This window comes from Caballeronia sp. SEWSISQ10-4 2 (assembly GCF_030464885.1).
Taxonomy (GTDB): domain Bacteria; phylum Pseudomonadota; class Gammaproteobacteria; order Burkholderiales; family Burkholderiaceae; genus Caballeronia.
In genome coordinates, this window is the sequence record NZ_JALPRJ010000011.1 from 123,175 (window position 1) to 146,076 (window position 22,902).

The 22,902-nt window shown below is 60.3% G+C and carries 22 protein-coding genes and 1 pseudogene; 12 read left to right on the forward strand and 11 right to left on the reverse strand.

All coding sequences use genetic code 11. From position 1 onward, the window contains the following. The first annotated feature begins 31 nt into the window (after nt 1-31). Nucleotides 32-1,000, forward strand: a complete 969-nt coding sequence (locus M0D69_RS10140; protein ID WP_301781928.1) for an aldose 1-epimerase — start codon at nt 32-34, stop codon at nt 998-1,000. A gap of 103 nt (nt 1,001-1,103) precedes the next feature. Further along, nucleotides 1,104-1,520: a response regulator gene (locus tag M0D69_RS10145; protein WP_301781891.1), complete on the forward strand. Its 417-nt coding sequence runs from the start codon at nt 1,104-1,106 to the stop codon at nt 1,518-1,520. Nucleotides 1,521-1,529: 9 nt separating this feature from the next. Here the strand turns inward: M0D69_RS10145 and M0D69_RS10150 are convergent, their stop codons facing one another. Then, nucleotides 1,530-2,336, reverse strand: coding sequence for an endonuclease/exonuclease/phosphatase family protein (locus M0D69_RS10150; protein WP_301781892.1), 807 nt, complete (start codon nt 2,334-2,336; stop codon nt 1,530-1,532). A gap of 82 nt (nt 2,337-2,418) precedes the next feature. Then, on the reverse strand, nt 2,419-2,922 hold the full coding sequence (locus tag M0D69_RS10155) for a hypothetical protein (RefSeq protein WP_301781893.1): 504 nt from the start codon (nt 2,920-2,922) through the stop codon (nt 2,419-2,421). 360 nt (nt 2,923-3,282) lie between these two features. Here M0D69_RS10155 and M0D69_RS10160 point away from each other — a divergent pair, with 360 nt between their 5' ends. From M0D69_RS10160 to M0D69_RS10180, 5 genes are all read left to right on the forward strand, one after another. Further along, nucleotides 3,283-4,260: an AAA family ATPase gene (locus M0D69_RS10160; protein ID WP_301781894.1), complete on the forward strand. Its 978-nt coding sequence runs from the start codon at nt 3,283-3,285 to the stop codon at nt 4,258-4,260. 202 nt (nt 4,261-4,462) lie between these two features. Continuing rightward, nucleotides 4,463-5,563 (forward strand): NAD(P)/FAD-dependent oxidoreductase, encoded by a 1,101-nt coding sequence (locus tag M0D69_RS10165; protein ID WP_301781895.1) that lies wholly within the window; start codon nt 4,463-4,465, stop codon nt 5,561-5,563. A gap of 117 nt (nt 5,564-5,680) precedes the next feature. Then, nucleotides 5,681-5,995 (forward strand): high-potential iron-sulfur protein, encoded by a 315-nt coding sequence (locus M0D69_RS10170; RefSeq protein ID WP_301781896.1) that lies wholly within the window; start codon nt 5,681-5,683, stop codon nt 5,993-5,995. A gap of 208 nt (nt 5,996-6,203) precedes the next feature. Further along, complete coding sequence (locus tag M0D69_RS10175) at nt 6,204-7,538, forward strand: MFS transporter (protein WP_301781897.1); 1,335 nt, start codon at nt 6,204-6,206, stop codon at nt 7,536-7,538. Nucleotides 7,539-7,556: 18 nt separating this feature from the next. After that, the gene (locus M0D69_RS10180; protein ID WP_301781898.1) at nt 7,557-7,868 is read left to right on the forward strand and encodes a cupin; all 312 of its coding nucleotides are present in this window, start codon (nt 7,557-7,559) and stop codon (nt 7,866-7,868) included. Nucleotides 7,869-8,071: 203 nt separating this feature from the next. Here the strand turns inward: M0D69_RS10180 and M0D69_RS10185 are convergent, their stop codons facing one another. Together M0D69_RS10185 and M0D69_RS10190 are read right to left on the reverse strand one after the other, a co-directional pair. Beyond that, the gene (locus M0D69_RS10185) at nt 8,072-8,356 is read right to left on the reverse strand and encodes a hypothetical protein (protein WP_301781899.1); all 285 of its coding nucleotides are present in this window, start codon (nt 8,354-8,356) and stop codon (nt 8,072-8,074) included. Between the two features lie 71 nt (nt 8,357-8,427). Then, complete coding sequence (locus M0D69_RS10190) at nt 8,428-9,207, reverse strand: Mut7-C RNAse domain-containing protein (RefSeq protein ID WP_301781900.1); 780 nt, start codon at nt 9,205-9,207, stop codon at nt 8,428-8,430. 77 nt (nt 9,208-9,284) lie between these two features. On the opposite strand from M0D69_RS10190, the gene M0D69_RS10195 reads away from it, so the two are divergent. The 3 genes from M0D69_RS10195 to M0D69_RS10205 all read left to right on the forward strand — a co-directional run bounded on the left by M0D69_RS10195 (nt 9,285) and on the right by M0D69_RS10205 (nt 11,314). After that, nucleotides 9,285-10,184, forward strand: a complete 900-nt coding sequence (locus M0D69_RS10195) for an NAD(P)-dependent oxidoreductase (protein ID WP_367619699.1) — start codon at nt 9,285-9,287, stop codon at nt 10,182-10,184. A gap of 325 nt (nt 10,185-10,509) precedes the next feature. Continuing rightward, the gene (locus M0D69_RS10200; RefSeq protein WP_301781930.1) at nt 10,510-10,938 is read left to right on the forward strand and encodes a hypothetical protein; all 429 of its coding nucleotides are present in this window, start codon (nt 10,510-10,512) and stop codon (nt 10,936-10,938) included. Nucleotides 10,939-10,948: 10 nt separating this feature from the next. Beyond that, a complete protein-coding gene (locus tag M0D69_RS10205) occupies nt 10,949-11,314 on the forward strand; it encodes a response regulator (protein ID WP_301781901.1) in 366 nt (121 codons plus the stop codon). Nucleotides 11,315-11,484: 170 nt separating this feature from the next. Here M0D69_RS10205 and M0D69_RS10210 read toward each other — a convergent pair whose 3' ends face one another. The 6 genes from M0D69_RS10210 to M0D69_RS10235 all read right to left on the reverse strand — a co-directional run bounded on the left by M0D69_RS10210 (nt 11,485) and on the right by M0D69_RS10235 (nt 18,039). Further along, on the reverse strand, nt 11,485-12,321 hold the full coding sequence (locus M0D69_RS10210; protein WP_301781902.1) for an OmpW family protein: 837 nt from the start codon (nt 12,319-12,321) through the stop codon (nt 11,485-11,487). Nucleotides 12,322-12,423: 102 nt separating this feature from the next. Further along, nucleotides 12,424-13,671 (reverse strand): DUF2957 domain-containing protein, encoded by a 1,248-nt coding sequence (locus tag M0D69_RS10215; RefSeq protein ID WP_301781903.1) that lies wholly within the window; start codon nt 13,669-13,671, stop codon nt 12,424-12,426. 100 nt (nt 13,672-13,771) lie between these two features. Continuing rightward, complete coding sequence (locus M0D69_RS10220) at nt 13,772-15,223, reverse strand: DUF2957 domain-containing protein (RefSeq protein WP_301781904.1); 1,452 nt, start codon at nt 15,221-15,223, stop codon at nt 13,772-13,774. A 452-nt stretch (nt 15,224-15,675) separates the two neighbouring features. Further along, the gene (argC, locus tag M0D69_RS10225) at nt 15,676-16,629 is read right to left on the reverse strand and encodes an N-acetyl-gamma-glutamyl-phosphate reductase (protein WP_301781905.1); all 954 of its coding nucleotides are present in this window, start codon (nt 16,627-16,629) and stop codon (nt 15,676-15,678) included. 150 nt (nt 16,630-16,779) lie between these two features. Then, a complete protein-coding gene (locus M0D69_RS10230) occupies nt 16,780-17,346 on the reverse strand; it encodes a flavodoxin family protein (RefSeq protein WP_301781906.1) in 567 nt (188 codons plus the stop codon). 165 nt (nt 17,347-17,511) lie between these two features. Continuing rightward, complete coding sequence (locus tag M0D69_RS10235) at nt 17,512-18,039, reverse strand: YbhB/YbcL family Raf kinase inhibitor-like protein (RefSeq protein ID WP_301781907.1); 528 nt, start codon at nt 18,037-18,039, stop codon at nt 17,512-17,514. 393 nt (nt 18,040-18,432) lie between these two features. Here M0D69_RS10235 and M0D69_RS10240 point away from each other — a divergent pair. Next, a pseudogene (locus tag M0D69_RS10240) lies at nt 18,433-19,141 on the forward strand (response regulator). Between the two features lie 88 nt (nt 19,142-19,229). Here M0D69_RS10240 and M0D69_RS10245 read toward each other — a convergent pair. Beyond that, nucleotides 19,230-19,916 (reverse strand): orotate phosphoribosyltransferase, encoded by a 687-nt coding sequence (locus M0D69_RS10245; RefSeq protein ID WP_301781908.1) that lies wholly within the window; start codon nt 19,914-19,916, stop codon nt 19,230-19,232. Nucleotides 19,917-20,442: 526 nt separating this feature from the next. Between M0D69_RS10245 and M0D69_RS10250 the strand changes: the two genes are divergently transcribed. Continuing rightward, nucleotides 20,443-22,731: an NADP-dependent malic enzyme gene (locus tag M0D69_RS10250; protein ID WP_301781909.1), complete on the forward strand. Its 2,289-nt coding sequence runs from the start codon at nt 20,443-20,445 to the stop codon at nt 22,729-22,731. The last annotated feature ends 171 nt before the right edge of the window (nt 22,732-22,902 follow it).

A 22,902-nucleotide genomic window follows, 5' to 3' on the forward strand; every position in this document is an offset into this window, starting at 1 on the left:
CATTACCAAGCACGCTGACGACGCGTTTCGCATCGCGTTGAATGATGGCGAGCTAATCGAACTGCGTTCGGGGGATCGGCGGGTGCTGCTTGCGCCGCACGTAGGCGGCGCGATCGCGGCGTTCTACGATCTGCCAGACAGTGCCACGATCGCCACTAGCGCAACGCCGTTGCATTGGCTGCGTCCCGCTTCGGCCGACGCACTCGCCTCCTGCAACCCGCTCGGCATGGCGAGCTTTCCCTTGCTGCCGTACTGCAATCGACTACGCGACGCGCGTTTTGTCTTCGACGGCCACAAGGTCGATCTATCCCGCGATGGCAATTCGTTCGATCACGCGCTGCACGGGCACGCATGGCGGCGGTCGTGGCGAGTTGGCTCGGTATCGGCAACCGCGGTCGAGTTACACCTGAACCACGAACCCGGCGATGAACCGGCGCACCACTGGCCGTATCGATACGAAGCGACGCAGCGTTTTGAACTTGACGCTTCAGAAGGCTTGTTCGTCACGATGTCGATACGCAATCTCGCCGATCGGCCCATGCCGTTCGGCATGGGCCACCATCCTTATTACCCGCGAACGCCCGCCACGCGCATTCGCACCAACGTGCGCGCGATGTGGCACGCCACAAAGGATCTCCTGCCGACGTTTCTCGGTGCACATCCTTGCGTCGATCTGCTGGCATCGCCGGGAGGCTTATCCGCCGATACCTTCGATCTGGACAACAACTTCGCCGGCTGGTCGAGGTCCGCGATCATCGACTGGCCTGACGAACGCCGGAGCATCAGGCTTTCCGCCGATGCCCCGTTCGACCACATGGTTCTATACGCGCCCGCGGCGAACCGGGATCTGCTGTGCGTGGAACCGGTGACGAATACGGCGGACTTTCTGAATCTCGATGCGACGCGAGAGGACGTGGGCGGCGGGGTTTTGATGCCGGGCGAAACAAGCACGGCACGCTTCGGCTGGACACCGCGCGGTCCCGGATCAGCACTTACCTGACAGCCGCCTTCCCCTTTCCCGGTATCATCCTGAAATTATTCGCGTGCTTGATCCATCAACCGCAACAGCACGTTCAGAAATCTCAAAAATGCAGGGAAGCACAATGACGACGATCGACGGCGCGCCGGGCGAATCAACACAACCGCGCCGGATTTTGCTCGTCGACGATAGCGTCGATGCAGCCGAAGCCATGTCGATGTTGCTCGAGACGCTCGGTCATGAGGTGCGCGTCATGCACGACGGCCCGAGCGCCCTCGCGATAGTCGATGACTTCGCGCCCGAGGTAGTGATCCTGGATATCGGTTTGCCCGGCATGAGCGGCTTCGACGTCGCGCGGGAATTGCGCACGCGCGCAGTGACAAAAACGGCGTTGCTGATCGCGTTGACCGGTTATGGCGCGGACAGCGACAAGCAAGCGGCCCGTGATGCGGGCTTCGATCATCATCTGGTGAAACCCGTGTCGTTCACGGCGATAGAAACGGTGATCGCCACGTCGTTTTCTGGCGGTGAGAAGTCGTAAAACTCCGCCTCACTCCACCCGCAGCTTCGCCATATACGGCAGATGATCGGACAGCCAAGCAGTGTCCTGCGTCGGCGTGATCCATTCCACCGGTTTCATCCCGCGCACGAACATCTTGTCGAGCGCGAGCGCCGGTGAAAACGCCGGGTAGGTCCGCCCGGATTCACCGAGCATGGTCGCCACTTCGCTCAAACCGAGTTCACCGAAAAGCGGCACGGAATCGTTGCGCCAATCGTTGAAATCGCCTGCCAGAACGAGCGGTCCTTCAGGCGCTTCCTTCGAAATCCACAAAGCGATCCAGTTCATCTGCCGCAACCGCGCCGCCCGCGTCAACGCGAGATGCGCGCACAGCAGCGTGACCGAACGCCCGGCGAACGTGGCGCGTGCGACCAGCAAACCCCGCCGCTCGAACCGGTGCGCCGAAATATCCCAGCGTCCGCCCAGATCGAGCGGATGCGGCGAAAGAATTGCGTTGCCATGCCGCCACGACGGTTTGAACACGTTCTGCCCGAGCGCGATCTGCATATCGAGCGATGTCGCAATTTCCGTCGCCTGGCAATGCCAGATGTCGTCGACGGGGGCATCGAGCGGATTGCCGAAGCTCGCGGCTAGCACCGGCTGCGGCATCCGGCGCGCCATGGCTTCCTGCAGGAAATAAGCATCGGCTTTGGTCGACTGAACCCAGCGCTGCATGGCGCTCCACGCCTGGAGGCCGAGCGGTGAGCGCCCCTTGTGCAGGTTCCAGCTCACGGCCACGAAGTCGAGGGTGTCGTGAGCGGAGGGAATTCCGGAGGTGAAATGTTCTGGATTTCGCATGCGATGAATGAGTTGACCGCGGAGTTGAACGGCGCGGTGTGGGACGCGGCGGCGTCGAGTGTGATTCGACGCGCGGCGCGCGCTACTGCGCAGCCGTCGCCAGCGTCGCACGAACCTTGTAGGCGAGCGACGGGTTTTTATCGACGATCTGCCACGTTGACCATTCGCCGGGCTTCAAAACCAGTCCGGGATGCGCGGCGTTGACCTGACGCGGCTGCGGCGGCAGCTTGCAACCCGCTGCGGTGACGGGCGCGGCGCTGTCCTGCAGCGTTTCCTGGGCGTCGATTTGCAGCGTGATGTCGTCGCTGTTGGCGTGGATCGGAGAAACGGTGAGGGTGCGCTGCAGGTCGATATCGCCGGCGGGTTTGTCCGCGCAACCTACGTTGTTCTTCACCACGTGATGGTGGGTATCGGTACGGGCCTGGCCGACGCTCGTCGTGCCGGTGAAGCTGTCGATCTGCTGACCGTCCTGCAAAACCTGCAATTCCCATTTGACCGGCTGCGGCGGCGTGCTTTGTGCAAGGGCGCCGAAAGGCGCGGCAATCGCGGCGCAGAACAGCAACGCTGCCGTGTGATGTTTCAACATATGAGCTTTTCTCCTGATCCCTTATTACGTATGGGCCATGGCCCCTTCGATCCGGGTAGCTTGTTTTCTGACATTGATCTGATGCTGGCGTTCAGCGCCGTCTGTTTCCAAAAGCTACAAACGCGAGCGCAAAAACTGCAGTTATCCTTCACGCCCCGATGCGTCGGGCGACGCACTTTTCGCACCTGCTCGCAGCGGCTTTTTCCGCCGCGCAACTTGTCGATCATACAAGCGCTTCGGCTCGCCTGCCGACACCATCGCAATTTCCCCGATTTAGCAGCAGACGCCCGGGACTGCTCGCTTGCGTGCATTTTTATGGCCGATAAACTGAATTTATCGATCAACAATTCGGGGAAAACGATGACCACCGCCGTAGTCAAACAAGAGCTCGCCGTGGCGTCGTTCAGCAAGGTCTACGACCTGGACGAAGTCGAAACCGCGTTGAACGGCATGAGCGAAGGGGGCAGCGAGGCGCTGCGCGCAACGTACGAAAAGATGCTGAAAGCGGGCAATCTGCGCTTCTGCGTGAAGCCGAACAGGATGCCGTCCATTGACGATCTGGTTGCCGATCTGCCCAATTTCGAGGAACCGCTCAACGACATCCGCAAGCAGATCGCGCTGTGTCTCGAAACCGAGGACCGGCTCGAATTGATGCCGATGCTGCTGCTCGGCGACCCGGGTATTGGCAAGACGCATTTCGCGAAGCAGCTTGCGCGCTTGCTCGGCACGTCCTGTCATTACCTCGCAATGAGTTCGCTGACCGCGGGCTGGATCTTGTCGGGCGCGTCGTCGCAATGGCGCAACGCGAAGCCGGGCAAGGTTTTCGATGCGCTGGTGAATGGCAGTTACGCCAATCCGGTGATGACCGTCGATGAAATCGACAAAGCGACCGGCGACGCGCAATACGATCCGCTCGGCGCGCTGTACGCGTTGCTGGAGCACGATACGGCGCAGAGTTTCATCGATGAATTCGCCGAGATTCCGATCAACGCCGGCAACGTCGTGTGGATCGCGACGGCGAATCAGGCGAACACGATTCCCGAGCCGCTGCTGAACCGGATGAACGTCTACGAGATCGCACCACCGGATCGCGATGGCGCGCGCCGTATCGCACAATCGATTTATCACGAGATCCGCAGCGCGCATGCGTGGGGCGCGCGCTTTCCGGAAACACTCGGCGATGCGCCGCTCGATGCCTTGACGAAGGCGTCGCCACGCGAAATGCGGCGGGCGATGCTCAATGCGTTCGGCAATGCGCGTATCGATAACCGGCATGAGGTGCAAGCGAAGGACATCGAACTCGGCAATGGCAGCCGGAAGAAATCGATCGGGTTTTGAACAGGCTGAATTGCCCAAACCTGCAAAAACACTCCAAAATATGGCCTGAAACTGACTTTTTCCGGGCAAAAAGGCCATATTTCTCGATCTAGCCTCGATTGTTTCGGAAAATGGGGTCTCGCTGGAATTGACACTGAGAATCACGCAATAAAGCGCAATAAAGCACCTGAGCCGGTTCCGTCGGCTGGCCTAGAATAGTGAGATGGACAGAATCGAATGTGTGGTGATTGGCGCTGGCGTGGTCGGACTCGCCGTCGCGCGGGCGATGGCCGCCCGCGGTCGCGAGGTGATCGTGCTCGAGGCGGGCGAAGCGGTCGGGATCGGCACGAGTTCGCGCAACAGCGAGGTGATCCACGCGGGTCTTTATTACCCGCGCGGCTCGCTGAAGGCCGACTTGTGCGTACGCGGCCGCGCGATGCTCTACGAGTATTGCGACGCGCGTGGCGTTCCGTACAACCGCTGCGGCAAATTGCTCGTTGCCACGGCGCGCAACCAGTTGCCGCAACTCGCGGCGATCCAGCACAAGGCTGTTGAGAACGGCGTCACGGATCTGGTACGCGTGAGCGGCGCCGAGGCAATGGAGCTGGAACCGCAGCTTCAGTGCGTGGAAGCGGTGTTGTCGCCGCAGACCGGCATTATCGATAGCCATCAATTCATGCTTGCGTTGCAAGGCGACGCCGAACGCGAAGGCGCGACGGTGGCATTCCATACGCCGGTGACGGATATCGATGCTCGCGATGGGTCGTTTATTGTGGAAACCGGAGGCGAGGCGCCGATGCGTTTCCAGGCCGGCTGCGTGATCAACAGTGCGGGGCTGTGGGCGAACCAGATCGCGCGCACTATCCGCGGGCTCGACGCGCGCCATGTGCCGCCCTTGTATTTCGCGAAGGGCAATTACTTCAGCGTGAGCGGCCGGACGCCGTTCGAGCGCCTGATCTATCCAATGCCAAATGAAGCTGGACTGGGCGTGCATCTCACCGTGGATATGGGTGGGCAGGCCAAGTTTGGTCCGGACGTGGAATGGATCCAGAAGATCGATTACTCCGTCGATCCGCAGCGTGCGGCGGGTTTTTACGCCGCGATTCGCGCGTATTGGCCGAATCTTCCCGACGATGCACTGCAACCCGCTTACGCAGGGATTCGGCCGAAGCTTTCCGGGCCCGGGCAGCCGGCGGCCGACTTTCTGATTCAGGGAAGGGCGGCGCATGGCATGGCGGGGCTGGTGAATTTGTTCGGCATCGAGTCCCCCGGATTGACCGCTTCGTTGGCGATTGCGGAAAAGGTTGCGAAGATGCTCGGATAAATGGGTGCTCGCTTATCTCAAAGATTTGGCCGAGTACGTTGCGCTCCACGTTGATATCCTTTGGCATCGCCGTCGACAAGAACGGCGCACACCCCCAATACAACGGAGCACATCTTCATGAAATCCTCACGACGCACGTTCCTGATCTCGAGCATTGGCGTGGCATCGGCACTGGCGGTATCGCGCACCGCATTCGCCGCCGACCCCGTCAAACTGGCTGAATCGGACGCAATGGCGCAAGGCCTCGGCTACAAGCTCGACGCCACGACTGTCGATAAAGCCAAATTCCCGCGCTACGCCGCCGGCCAGGATTGCGGCAATTGCTCGTTCTATCAAGGCAAACCTACCGACGCTTTCGCCGGATGTCCCATGTTCGGCGGCAAGCAGGTTGCATCGAAGGGCTGGTGCAACGCATATAACAAGAAAGCCTGAGCCGCCCAGAACTGGAAACTGACGTACCCGGCTAACATCGAAACGCGCCTCGCTACTTGAACCGGGCGCGTTTTTTATCGTCGCTTGAAAACGATCTCAGCGCTCTTTACACTCGCATGGCATCTGACCCGGTGCGTCGAATCGCCGCACCTTCGACGCAAGCGGCACAACCCAGCGCAGACGAAACGCCCTCGCGGGCGGAGGCGACATGGCAACGGTGAGACGAGGCAGCTCCAACGGTTCCAGTGATTCCGGCGCTTTGCGCAGAACGCCGAACACCCGCGCGATCGTGGCGGCCGTGATCGGCAATGCGCTCGAATGGTATGACTTCGTGGTCTTCAGCTTCATGACCGTCGTGATCTCGAAGCTGTTCTTCCCCACCACCAGCGACTACTCCTCCATCCTCCTCACCACCGCGACCTTCGGCGTGGCGTTCGTGATGCGACCGATCGGCGGCATCGTGCTCGGGCTCTACGCCGATCGCGCCGGACGCAAAGCGGCGCTGACGCTGGTGATTGCGTTGATGACGCTCGGCATTCTCCTGCTCGCGATCGCCCCGCCGTACGCGGCCATCGGTCTCGGTGCGCCGTTGATCATTGTGTTTGCGCGGCTGTTGCAAGGTTTCTCGGCCGGCGGCGAGTTCGGCAGCGCAACGGCGTTGCTGATCGAAGCAGCGCCTTTCTCCCGGCGCGGTTTCTACGGCAGCTTCCAGATGGCGAGCCAAGCGGCGTCGCTGCTGCTGGGTGCCATCGTCGGATCGATCATTACGCGCAACATGTCGCCCGAAGCGCTGATGTCATGGGGATGGCGCGTGCCGTTTATCTTCGGGCTGATCATTGGACCGGTCGGGTTTTATCTCCGGCGCAACATGCTGGAAACCGAGGCGTTCATGCACGCGCAAAAGATGGCGCGGCGCGCGACGCTCGGCGAAGTGTTCCGCGAACATAGCCGCGAAGTCATGTGCGGACTCGGCGCGGTCATCGCGCTGACAGTGACCGTTTATGTGTTGATCGGCTATCTGCCGACGTTCGCCGTCAAGCAGTTGAAGCTGCCATTCGGCCAGTCGTTCACTGCGTTGATCGTGGGCAATTTGCTGCTGACGGTGTTGTCGCCGGTCGCCGGTGCGTGGTCTGACAGGATCGGCCGAAAGGGATTGTCGCTGTGGTCGCTGATCGTCACGCTCCTGATCATCTATCCCTTGTTCGTGTGGCTTTCCGCTGAACCCAGCGTGACGCGATTGATTATCGTGCAGGGCATTTTGTCGATCACGCTCGCCGGGTATTACGGGCCGTTCGGCGCGCTGCTCGCCGAGTTGTTTCCGGCGCATATCCGCTCGACGGGGTTATCGATTGCGTACAACGTCGCGGTCATGCTGTTCGGCGGCTTTGGGCAATTCGTGGTGACGTGGCTCATCAAGGTGACCGGTTCACCGCTGGCGCCGACGTTCTACGTGATGGTGGGCATCGCACTGTCGATCATCGCGGTCGCCTTCATTCCTGCCGCGCGCCACGCCGATGTCGACGAAGCGCGGGTCTTGTCCTGATGTTTTGATGGAACACTGATGAAAGTCGTTAAAAGCCGCGAATTTACGGCCGAGCGCGCGTGGGGCGCACTCGATATCACCACGATGAATGGCGTCTCATGCCGCCTGCACTGGACCGACGCGCCGTATAAATGGCACGTGAACGATGGCGAGGAAGTTTTCGCGGTGATGCACGGCCAGGTGCGAATGCGCGTGCGGCGAGACGGCGTGGAGGAAGAAGTGCTGCTCGATGCCGGCGATATCTTTCATGCTCAGCCCGGCGATGAGCATATTGCCGAGCCGGTGGGTATCGCGCGAATTCTGGTAATCGAGAAGCAAGGGAGTGTTTGATTGATCTGATTATTCAATCAAGCCCGCGATCAACCCCGCGGCGAATGCGAGGCCGAAGGCAAGCGTTAAAAAGCCGTTCCGCGACACGCCGGAACGGCCTCTTTTATTCAGCAGACGATAAACCCGCGCTGCGCTTTATCCCCGCTTCGTTCTGCGGTCATAGATAGCGCCGCGTTCATTCGGCCAAACTCCTCGCTCCAAGCTTAAACCGCGGCCTTACGTTCCAGCCCTGCCTTCACCAGCAAGTCCGCCAACGCTTCCGTCATCCCGCCTTCATGTTTTGTCGCGAGGTCCTGCAATTGCCTGACGAGATCGCTGTCCAGCTTGCAGGCGAACGGCACGAGCCCTTTCTCCTGATCCAGCCGGCGCTGTTCGCGCTTGTCGAGTTTCGGCTGCGCGGCTTGCGGGCCGAAGCTCGACGCGCTGTTTTGCTTCAAGCCGTTGGCGAGCTTAAGCGCCTTGTTTTTTTCCAGATCGAATTTTTTCACGCGAAGCTCCAAAAGCTATAGAGGCACAAAGGCCGAGGCGCGTATTGTACGCACGTCACGCGACCGGCCTGTTAGCCGGATGCCGGAACCGGCGGATTGCCCGGCGCGCCGTCCATCAGTTCTTCGATTCGCGCCCGCATCCGTTTCCAGTGCGACCCTTCCCAAAATACCCGCCGGCACACATCGCAAGTGACAAAACGCGCGTGCCGTTCGAGCACGCCTTCCGGCACACGATCGCTCACTTCATCCGCATTCGCGCGACGCAGCGGCGCATTGCACATCAGGCACAGGCGGAAAGGGCGGACGTGTTGCGCGAGTCCGAGCCGCGTTGCGACTTCGCGCCATTGCGCATCGGGTTGCAGCGCGCGCACATAGCAGCCGTGGACGAGCGTGCGGCGCTTGAGCAATTCGCGATCGCGCGTGAGCACTACGCGATGTTCGGTCAGCGCCAGCTGCTCGATTTCATCGTCGGGAAAATGATTGTCGTAGCGGGTATCGAAACCGGCTAGCCGAAGCAGTTGAGCGAGCGCGCCAAGATGTGCATCGGCGATAAATCGCAGCGTCTCGAGCCGCAACGGCGCGCGCAGCGGATGCGCGATTTCAAGCGCGCGCGGCATGACGCCGGGCGGATAGACATCAATAAAGTCAGCGTTTTCGATGGGTGCATCGAAACCTGCCGACACGCCGTTGCGTAGAATCAGCGTCACCTCCGTGTGAGGCACGCCGAGTGCTTCGATCATATGCTTGGTCGTCGACGCCGCCGGACACACGCACGCAAACGCCTGTTCGCGCTGCGGCCGCGCCAGGAACTCATTTAACTCCCGATGAAAACGGAACGTGGCAGTCGTCATGGATTCGAGTATCGCATCGCTTCGACGCGCCTGCTTTGAGTCGCGCTGGCGCCGGGTTCATCGGGAACTCATCGCATTTGTCGAAAAAGGAGCACGACATGAATATCGGATTCATTGGACTTGGCAACATGGGCGTCGCGATGGCGCTGAATGCATTGAAGGCAGGCCACACGGTACGCGTCTGGAACCGTTCGCCCGACGCGGCGAAACCGCTCACCGAACACGGCGCGCGCGTGGTTGCGTCGCCGGATGAAGCGTTCGCCGGCGACGCGGTGTTTTCCATGCTCGCCGATGACGCCGCGTTGCGCGCGGTCCTGATCGACAGCGGCCTGCTCGAGCGCGCGCCGAAGGGCCTTGTGCACGTGAACATGGCGACGATTTCCGTCGCGTTCTGCGAGGAGCTGGCGGGCCTGCACGAACGGCGCGGCGTGGCGTATGTCGCGGCGCCCGTGCTCGGGCGACCGGACGTGGCGGCGGCGGGCAAGCTGAACATCGTGGCGGCGGGTGCGGACGATGCCATCGCGCGCGTGCAGCCCATCTTCGATGTCATCGGCCAGAAGACCTGGCGCGTCGGTACTGCACCGCAACACGCGAACGTGTTCAAGCTGGCGGCGAACTTCATGCTGGCATCGGCGATCGAAACAACTGCGGAGGCGGCGTCGCTGATGACCGGGCATGGCATCGATCCCCATGCGTTCCTCGACGTGATCACGAACACGCTGTTTCCGGGACCGGTGTACCAGGGCTATGGCCGGATGATTGCCGACAACCGCTATGAACCGGCGTTGTTCAAGGCGCGGCTCGGGCTGAAAGACGTGCGGCTCGCGCTTGCAGCCGGCGACGCCGTGAACGTGGCGCTGCCCATGGCGAGCCTGGTGCGCGACAACCTCATCGACGTTCTTGCTCAAGGCGACGGCGACAAGGATCTGGCGGTGCTGGGAAAAGTCGCGGCGCGGCGCGCGGGAAAGAAGGTGTGATTCTTGCGCAGTTGTAAAGGGGAGTCGCAATGTCCGGATGCGACGGCGTTGTATCGACAAGAAATAGCGGCAATGGACGGGAACGTTCCCTATACTTGTCGCGCCGTCTGCCTCAGGTTTTGAATTGTTTCGAATCGAACAGCATTCGGTGGCGCACATACGGGCACACGTCGCAGGTGCAGGCTTTTTAAAAGGTCTCGTTGGCGACGAACCGGCATGGAAGCTGGCATGGAAGCAACTTGGACGTTGCCTTCAAAGCCAGCTTATAAAAAGATGAAGCGGAGACAGGACAGCGCCCACTATGAAAAGCACTCTTCGGGGTCTCATGTTCGTGGCGGCATCGGCGGCCCTTGCGTGGGCTTGCCTGAGTACGCCCGGGATCGCTCTCGCTGACGACACTCCCAATGCCTGCGATGCATTGAAGCGCATCGTGGCGGCCGCGCCTGACGGTTTCACCTCCCTGCGACCCGACGATGGCAAAGCCGTCGCGCAGCCGTACGGCCGTGATGCGCAGTGCGCGGCGAAAGCCGGCACTTTTACCTGCATGTGGACGAAAGCGGCGGACGCCGGATCGGCGGCTGACGCGTTGCAGGGCGTGGCGGCGGACATTGCCGCCTGCCTGCCGGACGCCACACACGATCAAAACTCACCGGGTCGCCAGCATTTTTATATTGGCGCGCGTGGGCAGCGCACGCAGATCACCGCGACCACCGCCGGTGCTGGAAAGTTGACGCTCGCGGTGTCGGGCAAATGAGGGGGCAGTCGTGACCAAGCGTGTTCTCATAACCGATGACGACGACGACGCCCTGAGCTGTCTGGCCAATCTGCTGACGGGTCTGGGCCATCAAGTGGCGCAAGCGTCGTGCGGAGCGCAGGCGCTCGATGTCGCGCGGCAATTCTCGCCGGATGTGGTGATCCTGGATCTGGGCATGTCGCCGATGGACGGTCTTTCCGCCGCGCGAGCGTTGCGCGCGTTGCCCGGCGGCCCGTCGATGCTTCTGGTTGCGCTGACTGGCTGGGGCCAGCCGCAGCACCACGCGATGACGCAGGAAGCCGGTTTCGATATCCATCTGGTGAAGCCCGTTTCCATCGATCAATTGGGTTTTATCCTCTCGATGACGCAGCCTTGATGTTGTATGCGTGCAACGAATTAATGTGAAGTGACACGCAGATGTTGCGCTGCACCAATGGTTTTGGTACAGTTCAGTTGTCTCCTCCATGTCTCCACTGATATGGATTCAGCCCGCCCATCTTAGGCGGGCTTTTTTTTCGCCTGCTCGCTCCATTTCGCCCGCACCCATCAAAACCTGTACGACACCGCCAAAAACGTAATCAGCGGATTAGCGTTCAGCTTTGACTTCGTCGTAGCGAGCTCGGTACCGTCAGCCGCCTTGATGATCAACGACGATGTTGTCTTCAACGGAATGTAGGTTAGCGAAGCAATCAAACCCCAGTGTTTGTCGAAGTTATAAGTTGCGCCGATATTGAACACCGGTTGCCACGACGACGAAGCCTTCGCCTCCACCGACGTCTGTCCCGGTTTGCCCGCACCCGCCGCCAGCACCGCACCAAGATTATTCTGCGTCGATGTGACGAAGCCGTTGGTCAGCTTAATGTTCGTGAAGAAGTTGTACGACACGCCCAAGCCCGCGAACGGCCGGAACGCCGCGGTCGGCGAATTGAAGTAGTACTGGAAAATCAGCGCAGGGCTCCACTGCCGCACGCTTTTCACGATCGGATTGGTTTGATCGAGATTCTGGTTGCCCAGCGCGCCCGCCGGCCCCGGCGGCTGAATCGTGCCGTGACCATCGAGTTCGAACTCGGGCGGCACACCGCCCACGAACGTGGTCGCAATGTGATCGGTGAAAAAGTGCGTGAAGACGAGGCCGAAGGTATCGGCGCTCTTCGTCGACAAGCTCGTGCCCGCCGACGTGAATTGCGACGGCAAGCGCAGCGGCGTATTGATCGGCGTGGGCGCGACATGCGTGGTCAGCGCATCGCTCGAGTCCTGTGGCATGACGTGGAACCAGCCGAATCCCACGACGTTATCGCCGGCACTTTGCGCATGTGCCGACAGCGACGCACACGCTGCCACCGCTACAGCCAACGGTTTTCCCGCAGCCAAAAGCTTTTTCATTTCGTCTCTCTTCGGTTACAGGCCGTCATGCGAACGCTGCTCGTCTTCGTAGAAAGACGGGCATTGTTCGCATGCAGCCGTTTTTGATGGGCTGCCGGACGGTTACTGCACAAACGAGCCGATGGTGAAATACGGTGTCGTCGGGTCGCTCTGGTCGAGGTAGCCGAACACGCCCCCGGAGAAGATGAACTTGCCGGTCGGCGTCGTGCCGCTCGACGCACCCACTACAGTCGATGTCACCAGACCCGGAAGGGCTTCCGTGTAATCGAGATTCAGCGCGCGCGACAACGCGACCTGCGACGGCTGGAACGGATCGATCAAGGTGGCTTGCGTGCCGCTGAGCGCGGTCGTCCGGTAATTGAAGGCGTTATCCACGCCGACGTATTCGCCATTCACCGATCCCAACGCCACGTTGGTTTGCGGCGACATCATCGAAATGCCGGATTCGTCGTCGGCGAAAGGCGGGATGCCTGTGGTGATCGTCGCGTTCGCAGCGCCAGCGCGAACGAGGATCGGCACGTTCTGGCCGCGCAGCTTGCCGACGATCATGTAGCCCTTGCCGAGCGCACCGGCCGCGAGCGTCGGTCTCCCTTGCCCGAGGAAGTTGTTGGTGACGAACGCGCCGCTGCCATCGGGCGATTGCGCGAAGTTCGATCCCGCCTGCTGGCATTTGCCGGTGTTCACGCCAGTGTTGTCGCACTCTTGCCAGGTGCCGTCGGCATTGATGGTGATCTTCGAATCGACGGAGAGTCGCGCATAGTTCTGCGACGGAATCTCGTGATAGCCCAGCTGGTTATACGTCCCGGCGACGTTGGCGAGATTCGTTTCGAGCGTCGAGAAGCCGATGAACGGGTAATACGGGAAGGTCCGGTCGGGGACCACGCCCTGGCCCAGAATCCCGCCGAACTGGAGTTCCTTGCCCGGAATCGTGCCGCCCGCCACACCTTCGCCCACGAAGATGCGCGCGGGACGCGTGGCATCGAGCGTCGCACCGTTTAACTGGTAGGCGCACTGATTCAGCTTTTGCGTGGGCAGGCCGGTTTCCATCGTCAGCGTGCCGGTCTGCGTCGTGCCGGCCCGAGTGGGGGAGACCGTGCCGGTGACGGCAGGGATCGGCGATTCCACGTAGGTCACTTGCCACGTGAGCTTCGTCGTGTCGAGTTGCAGCTTGATGAGTTCGCCACTGCCGCCACCACCGGTGAAGGTGGTCGTGTAGTCGAGCGATGCCGGGCATAGCCGGACTACTGGTGCTTGAGGCGCGTCGCTGCCGCCGCCGCAGGCGCCGAGGAACGGCGTGACGCTGGCGACTGTCGCACCCATCGCACCCATCGCAAAAGTTCTCCATTTCATACCGCTGTCTCCATCCACATTTGTTCGTTCGTCGGCAGCCGACGCATGCCGGCTGCCCTGGTTTTGCGTGCTTGTGTACGCGTTGCGTGCTTGGCAGTGCTTATTTACTGAGCAGCGCACCGATACCGAAGTACGGGCTCGCCGGCGTATCGGCGTTAGCGGACGTGGAAGTCAGGCCACCGTTCACCGTGCTGCCTGCAATGAAGATCCCGTACATCCCGCCCGCCGAAATCAGCGCACCCTGGCCACCGTTCTGGTCCTGCACGCCGATCAAGCCAGGCAACTGTTGCGCGTAGCTCATGCCGAAACCGGTCTCGGAGGCTTGCGTCGACGGATTGATGAACGAGCCGACCGGACCTTGCAGCAGTGTCGCCGTGTACTTGAAGTTCGAATCCGCGCCGACATAACCGCCATCGAACGCGCCCGACTTGAGTACCGTGTTCGGAGCGAGCATGGCGATGCCGGATTCATCGTCGACTTGCGAGGCACTCGCGTTCAGCGGCGTGAGCGGCGATGGCACGAAGACCTGACCCGTGCGCACGACGATCGGCACAATGGCGCCGTTGATCTTGCCGATCACCATGTTCGCGTTTGCGACGGCAGGGAACGCGGGGAAGCCGAGAGCCGTCAACGCCGGTGACGAGCGTTTGCCCTGCACTTGCGGCGCGACCGCGCTGGTGAAGTACGCGCCGCCGGCGTTCGCCGTCCAGGCGCCGCCCGTCGTCTGGCAAGCCGTATTCGATGCCGGAACGGGCACCGTGCAGTTGCCGGCGGCATCGAAGGACTCCTGGGCTTGCGTGGTCGTGGTTGAGTAGTTATTCGATGGAACCAGGTGGTAAAGCAACGCGTTATAGGTGCCCTTGAGATCCGCGACGTTCGTGCTCACCGTCGAGAAACCGATGAACGGATAGAAGTCGAAGTGACGGTTCGGCACCGGGAACAACGGTGGAATGCCGGGAACGGCATGGACGCCGTCGGCCGTGAGCGTCGCGCCGCTGTATTGCACGGTCGCGCCCGGAATGCCGCCGCCTGCCACACCCTGGCCGATAAAAATGGTCGGCGGATTCGCCTGGTTGAACGCGGCGGCGGTCGTATACGTCGACCCGTCCGATGCCAGCCCGCCTCCCGGCGTCAGCACAAACGCGCAACGCGTTTGCTCCGCGGTGGGCAGCGTGCCTGCGGGCGGGTGCACCACTGCGCCCACGATCGTCGTGCCCTTGCGAGTGGGATTGACGGTGCCCGTGACCAGTGGAATTGGCGATTCGAGCCACTTCAGCGTGTATTTCATGTTCACAGCATCGATGTTCAGGCTCACGATCTCACCGCTGCCCGCGCCGCCCAGATACGCGCTCGCGACAATATCCGCGTTGGCCGGACACAGCGGTCCCGCGCCCGCGCCGACAGCCGGCGCGCCTTGCGTGCCACAACTCGCGCCGGAACATTGCGGCGTGTTGATCGGACCCGGGTTGTCGGCGTTGCCGCCACCGCACGCAACAAACAACGGGGCGGTCGCAAGTGCGAGCGCGAGTCCTTTCGAAATGGCATACGGCATACCGCTGTCTCCCTTATCTAGTTTTGCGCGTGTAATTTCGCTATGACTTTTTCGTATGTCAATCGACTAAAACGTCTAAAAGATCGATTCAAACAGCGGTCTTCCGGCCGTGCCTTGACTGACAAGGCGCAGACGGCGCATTGAAACAATAGTTTTTCCGTAAGGTTGATTAGGGAAAATCCGTTTCATTTCGATGCAAAACGAAGAAAGTTTAAGTGCGAAAGCGCGTAATCATCGACGAACGAACGTTCGTAAATAAATTAGGAGAATCCCTATGAAAAACACAGTCGAAGTTCAGATTGACCTGGGCGGGAATGTCGAGATGGGGATTTGAAGACCGCCCTGAGCGCAGATTGAAGGCGTAAAAAAACCGGTTTCGCTCAATGGCGGAAACCGGCTTTTAGCGATGAGCGCTCGGGCGCGCTCACCATTCGCTCGAATCGATAATTGGACTAGCGCGAGAGGCCCGATTCCTCGTCAGCACCAATCGCGAGGTTCATGCACTGGATCGCCGCCCCCGAGGCGCCCTTGCCCAGATTGTCCAGGCGCGCGACGGTGACAAAACGCTCGTCGTTGCCGAAGACAAACAGCTCGACGCGGTTCGTGTCGTTGCAGGCCTGGACGTCGAAGAAACCGTCGTCGAGATTGCTATTCGCGTTGAACGGCAACACGCGCACAAACGGTTCGTTCGTGTAGTACTCGGCGAGCAAGGCCTGAACGTCTTGCGGCTTGGTGGCGCGAGAGAGCTGGTCGGGCGAAAAGTACGTAGTGACGGCGAGGCCCTTCAGGAAGTTGCCGACGATCGGCGTGAACACCGGCGCGTGCTTCAGTCCCGAGCGCACTGCCATTTCCGGCAGATGCTTGTGCGTGAGGCCAAGCGCGTAAGGCCGCGGGCTGTCGAGCCGCGGATTTCCGCCCGCTTCATAATCCGCGATCATCTTCTTGCCGCCGCCGCTGTAGCCGGTGATGGAGTACGCGTGCGCAGCGAAATCGGCGGAAACGAGACCGCCCGCCACCAAGGGTTTCATTGCAAGCAGGAATGCCGATGCGTGGCAGCCCGGCACCGCGATGCGCTTTGCTGTGCGCAAGCGCTCGCGTTGCGCCGGCATCAGCTCGGGAAGGCCGTATGCCCAGTCGTCGTGCGTGCGAAACGCCGTGCTTGCATCGATCACCACCGTGCGGTGATTGTCCGCGTCTACCAGCGAAACCGACTCGCGTGAAGCAACGTCCGGCAAGCACAGGAACGTGACGTCCGACGCGTTGATCAGGCGCCGGCGCTCCTCCACGTCCTTGCGGAGCGTTTCCTCGATACGCAATACCTCGACGTCACGCCGTCCGGACAGATATTCGAAAATCTTCAGGCCCGTGGTGCCTTCCTGTCCGTCGACAAATACTTTCGTGGTCATCTCGATCTCGCTGGGTTCGGTCCCGCCCGGACGTCATGTCGCCCGAGCGTGGTCAAAACGCCATTTTAATGCGCTTCCGCGACAACGCGATGGCATTGCCGGGGACATCGGCCAATTGGCCTGAAAAACGGTGCAACGCCGTCTAAAAATCTACTTCGCGTTCCATCGCGCCGTCACCGCTGCGATTCGTGCGCCGAACGCTTTCGCCGTCTCCAGGTCGCCCGGCGGCGGGGCTTCGTCGGGCGATGCGTCAGCCGGCGATTGCGTCAGCAAGCCTGAAAAACCGCCGACATAGTTCAGGTCGTTGCGCGTCGCCGCCTTCGTGTTCGACGGCATCATGCCCGTGCCAGCCCAGATCATGCTGTGCTGCATCGCGAGCGTGATGAGGTAGGCGATAGTCGAATGCTTGTCGCCGTTCATGGTCGCCGAGTTGGTGAACCCGGCCGCAATCTTGTCCTTCCACGATTGCGCGAACCACGGTTTGGAGCTGGCGTCGGCGAATTTCTTGAAGTCCGCCGATGGGCCACCCATGTATGTGGGCGCGCCGAAGATGATGGCGTCGGCGGCGTCGAGCTCGGCCCAGCCGGCATCGTCCAGGTCGCCGACGGCGAGCAGCTTCGCGTCCGCGCCGGCGTCAATCGTGCCGGTCAGTACGGCTTCGGCGGCTTTTTTCGTGTGGCCGTAGCCGCTGTGATAAACGATAACAATTTTCGACATTGCTTTCCCTGTCTGCAATACAAAGCCGTAGGTCGCCCAAGAACCAAGCGGAGCCGCGCGTCTTCGCGATAAAAGTTGGCCGGCTGTAAAGAAACGACGCCGGTGACGTTCACCGGCGAGTCTAGCAAAGCTAATTTCGACGCGCCGGCGCGCCACAAAGGCCGTTCAGCGCCCATAGGTGACCACGAGTTGCGCGCTCGCGATGGTCGTTGTGCGGATTTCGTGCTCGAACATGAGTGCGGGGCTGCTCTGACGCAGGCGCAAGTCGCTGCTGTTGAGCGCGTAGACGGTGATGATGTACCGATGCGGTTTGCCCGGCGGCGGACAAGGACCCGCGTAACCGTCGATATCGAAGTCATTGCGCGATTCCACCGCGCCCATCTTGCGCAAGGCGCCAGAGGCGCTTGCGTTCGACGGCAACTGCGCGACGCTCGCGGGAATGCCCGCGACCGCCCAGTGCCACCAGCCGCGGCCGGGCGCGTCCGGGTCAAAGACAGTGACGGCGAAACTTTGCGTGCTGGGCGGCGCGCCTCGCCATGACAGTTGCGGCGACCGGTTGCCACCCTTGCAGTCGTTCTGGTCGAAAACGAGCGCGAGCGGCATTCGCTGGTTCGCGGAGACGTCGGTACTTGTCAAGGTGAAAGGGACTGCGACAACAACTTCAGCGACCGCACGCGGCACATTTGATCCCATCGCGGCGCAGAAAGCCGGTAGCAGCAACGAGCGGCGGGAAATTCGGAACCTGACGACACGCCAACCAACAACGCGGTACACAGCACAAACCACAAGCCCGATCCCCAAGCGCATGGTGCGAGTTCTCCTGTCACGGACGCAGCCAAATCTGGCGTTTCACCCACTGTAACGATGTATTTTGTCTCAGAAATAGGCTTAGAGCCGGATTCAAGTTTAACATTGCGCGAAAGGACAAAACTTTTCAAATGTTCAAAACAAGACTCAGCAAGGGGCAACACGGTAACGTCGGGTATAGCCGCAGTTTCGCTCTCCCGGCCGAAGGGACAATGTAATGAACGAGCGCACATTGCCTATAATGCGCGAGGGATTTGTCCATTTACGAGCGAGGGGTAAATAACGGGTCAACGGATAAAAGTCATTATCGCCGATGACCATCCCGTCATTCTGTTTGGCGCCGCGCAGGCGCTATTGAAGTTTCCCGAAATCGAAGTGATTGGGTAGGCGCGGCAATCGACGGAATTGATTCAGCTTTTTGCAAAAATCGCCCTGCGAGGTGGTCGTGTCCGACCTCGCCATGCCGGGCGGTCAATATGGCGACGGCATGCCGTTGCTGGGTTATATCGGGCGTCAGTTTCCGACGGTACGCATCGTCGTGTTGACCATGCTCGAAAATCCCGCGCTCCTGAAACGCTTGCGTGAAGTGGGTGTGACGGCCGTGATCAACAAGTTAGACGATCTGAGCCACATAGGACTGGCCATTGTTCATGTGATGCGAGGGCAGGACTATATCGGGCCGTCGGTGCGTCTCGCGCTCCACTGCATGGGCTTGTCGGCGAGTGGCCAGCAGCGTGACGTGGTGTTGTCGAAACGGGAGCTGGAAGTGGTGCGTTTATTCGTGTCCGGCATGACCATTACTGAAATTGCCGCGCAGTTAAAGCGCAGTATTAAAACGATCAGCACGCAAAAGAATACCGCCATGCGCAAGTTGGGAATTGAACGGGATTCTGAATTGTTTCAATATGCCCAGAGTGACGGGTTGTTAAATCTTTCGGCTTGCATGGGCGATGGAAATCCTGACGATCCCCTTCCCGCCAACACGTAATAACCGTTAATGTCGTTGCATAAAAAAGCCGCTCGTTTATTGAAACGAGCGGCTTTTTTAATGGCAAAGAAAATTCAGTGTCAACGAATTATTGCGGCGATGCCGTTACGCCGCCGTGTGCCGCCGACCATTCAGCTGGAGCATGCAAAAATTTCTCAACTTCATCCAACGTCTTTGCTTCGAAATAACCCGCTTCCTTCGCCACGCGCAACACATCCCACCAGGTAGCCAGCGCGTGCAGTTCCACGTCGATATCTTTCAGTACCGAGACGCTTTCCTTGAAGATGTTGTAATGAAACAGCACGAAGCAGTGGTTCACTCTCGCGCCGGCCGCGCGCAGCGCGTTGATGAAGTTGATCTTGCTGCGGCTGTCGGTGGTCAGGTCTTCCACCAGCAGCACACGCTGGCCTTCCGTCAGCAATCCTTCAATTTGCGCGTTCCGGCCGAAACCCTTTGGCTTCTTGCGCACATATTGCATGGGCACCATCAGCCGGTCGGATAGCCATGCGGCGAAAGGGATACCCGCCGTCTCGCCGCCCGCGACCGCGTCGATCTGCTCGTAGCCGACATCGCGCAGGATCGTGGTCTCGGCCATTTCCATCAGGGCGCGGCGCACGCGCGGATACGAAATCAGCTTGCGGCAGTCGATGTACACAGGACTCGCCCATCCTGACGTGAAAATGTACGGTTTGTCCGCGTTGAAATGCACGGCCTGGACTTCGAGCAGCATCTTGGCGGTGGTGTCGGAGATCGTCTGGCGGTCGAAGCCTGTCATGGGCGAATCCTTGGATTTTGAAGGGGCGCCTGGGGCCAGTTTTGATTGGCGATCAAGCGGCGGCGGCCATTGGCGCCTGGCGTAGCGGTAACGTCCGGTCGAGGGGAATATCGACGGCGTTCGATGCGCGCGTAGCCCGGGATTTTACCCGACTGATAAGACCCGGACGATCGCGACACAGTTGTTTCGTTGCTGGAATTGTCTTGCGAATCCGGGAGTTGCCGTGCAATCGATGCATACGGTTTTGCATGCCCACGTACCGTTTCTGTTGAAAATGGTGCTGCGCGGCAATTTTATGGCGCGGTGTACACTATTTATCCCCGAAAAATGCTATGGCCGGGTGTTTCGCATCGGTGCGAACGCTTTTGTTGCCTATGTGCCGGGTCGTTGCGGGGCGTCATCGAGTCTGGTCGGGCGCGCGAAGTGCTTTTGATCCGTAACAACATTCGACCATTTCCACGCACAGCTTCCGAGCCCTCTATTCCAATAATTTCTCAACTCTTTTCCTAAACGTCTCAGGCCAATCATGGACGAACAACTGAAGCTCAGCGCCCTCGCGTATCACCAGTTTCCGAAGCCCGGCAAGATCTCGGTCACGCCGACCAAGCCTTTGTCCAACCAGCTGGATTTGTCGCTGGCTTATTCGCCGGGCGTCGCCGCTGCCTGCATGGCGATCTTCGACGAACCGCTCGACGCCCAGAAATACACCGCGCGAGGCAATCTGGTCGGCGTCGTGACCAACGGTACGGCCGTGCTGGGTCTTGGCAATATCGGACCGCTCGCCGCCAAACCGGTGATGGAAGGCAAGGGCTGTCTCTTCAAGAAGTTTGCGGGTATCGACGTGTTCGACATCGAACTCGCGGAGACCGATCCGGACAAACTCGTCGATGCCATCGCGATGCTCGAGCCCACGCTCGGCGGCATCAACCTCGAGGACATCAAGGCGCCGGAGTGCTTCTACATTGAGAAGAAGCTGCGCGAGCGCATGAAGATTCCCGTCTTCCACGACGACCAGCATGGCACGGCGATCATTGCATCGGCGGCTATTCTCAACGGTCTGAAAGTGGTCGGCAAGAAGCTCGACGAAGTGAAACTCGTGTGTTCGGGCGCGGGCGCGGCGGCGATTGCGTGTCTCGATTTGCTCGTTCACTTGGGGCTGAACAAGTCGAATATCCTGGTCTGCGATTCGAAAGGCGTGATCTACGAAGGACGCGGCAACCTGGATCCGTCGAAGGAACGGTATGCGGCCAATACGACGGACCGCACGCTCGCCGATGCCATTCACGACGCCGACGTGTTCCTCGGCTGTTCGAGCGCCGGCGTGCTCAAGCCGGAAATGGTCAAGGTCATGGGCACGCAGCCGCTGATCCTCGCGCTTGCCAATCCCGAGCCGGAAATACGCCCGGAAGAAGCGAAGAAGGTGCGCCCCGATGCGATCATCGCGACTGGCCGTTCGGACTATCCGAACCAGGTCAACAACGTGCTGTGCTTCCCGTTCATCTTCCGCGGTGCGCTGGATGTGGGCGCGACCACAATCACCGAAGAGATGAAACTCGCGTGCGTGCGCGCGATCGCGGAACTGGCCGAAGAGACCGATCAAGGCGATGAAGTCGCGAAAGCCTACGAAGGGCATTCCCTCGAATTCGGCCCGGATTACCTGATTCCGAAGCCGTTCGATCCGCGCTTGATCATCAAGATCGCGCCGGCCGTTGCACAAGCCGCGATGGATTCGGGCGTGGCCACGCGGCCGATTCACGACATGGACGCGTATCGCGAGGAACTGGGCACGACGGTTTATCGCACGGGCATGGTGATGCGGCCGGTGTTTGCTGCGGCCAAGTCGGCGCCGGCGCGTATTGTGTTCGCCGAGGGTGAGGACGAGCGCGTGCTGCGCGCCGCGCAATTCGTGCTGCTGGAGAAGATTGCGAAGCCGATTATCATCGGGCGGCCGGCGGTAGTGGAAATGCGCCTTCAGAAGATGGGCTCGAAGCTCAAGCCCGGCGCCGATTTCGAGATAGTGAATCCGGAAGACGACCCGCGTTATCAGAAATGCTGGCAGGAATATCACAATATCGCCGCGCGCGAAGGTGTGACGCCGGACAACGCGAAGGCTGCGCTGCGCAAGTTCAACACGCTGATTGGCGCGATCCTGGTTCGTCTCGGCGATGCGGACGGCATGATCTGCGGCATGATCGATACGTATCACGACCATCTCAAATTCATTGAGCAAGTGTTGGGTAAAGCGAAAGGAGTGGAGAATTTCGCGGCGATGAATTTGCTGATGCTGCAAGGGCGCAACCTCTTCATCAGCGATACGTACGTCAACGAGATCCCAACGCCCGCGCAACTCGCTGACATGACGATTTTGGCGGCGCGCGAAATCGAGAAGTTCGGGATCGCGCCTAAGGTCGCGTTGTTGTCGAACTCGAACTTCGGCAGTGTGCCGACGGCTTCATCCAAGCGCATGGCGGAAGCGCGCAAGCTGATCGCCGAGCGTGCGCCGGATCTGGAAGTCGATGGGGAAATGCATGGTGACGCGGCGTTGTCGGAGGTCGTGCGCAAGGCCGCGTTCCCGGGGTCGAAGCTGACGGGTGAAGCCAATCTGCTGATCATGCCGAACGTGGAAGCTGCGAATATCACGTACAACCTGCTCAAGATGGTGAGCGGCGAAGGCGTGACCGTCGGGCCGTTCCTGCTCGGCGCGGACAAGCCGGTGCACATTCTCACGCCCGCCGCGACTGTGCGGCGGATTATCAACATGACGGCGGTGGCGTCGGCGAACGCACGGGTCACGACGACGAGCAACGTAGCGTGATGTGAAAATTTATTACGATATCCTGAAGAGTTGATATCGGTAAATTGAGATGGCCATGAAGCGGCGACGGGTTGGATCCAGTCGCCGTTTTTTCATGCGCGCCCGTCTCACGTAACCCGGATGCGATAAAAAAGCTTAGTGATTTTTTATTGAGATGAAGAAGGGTGTGGC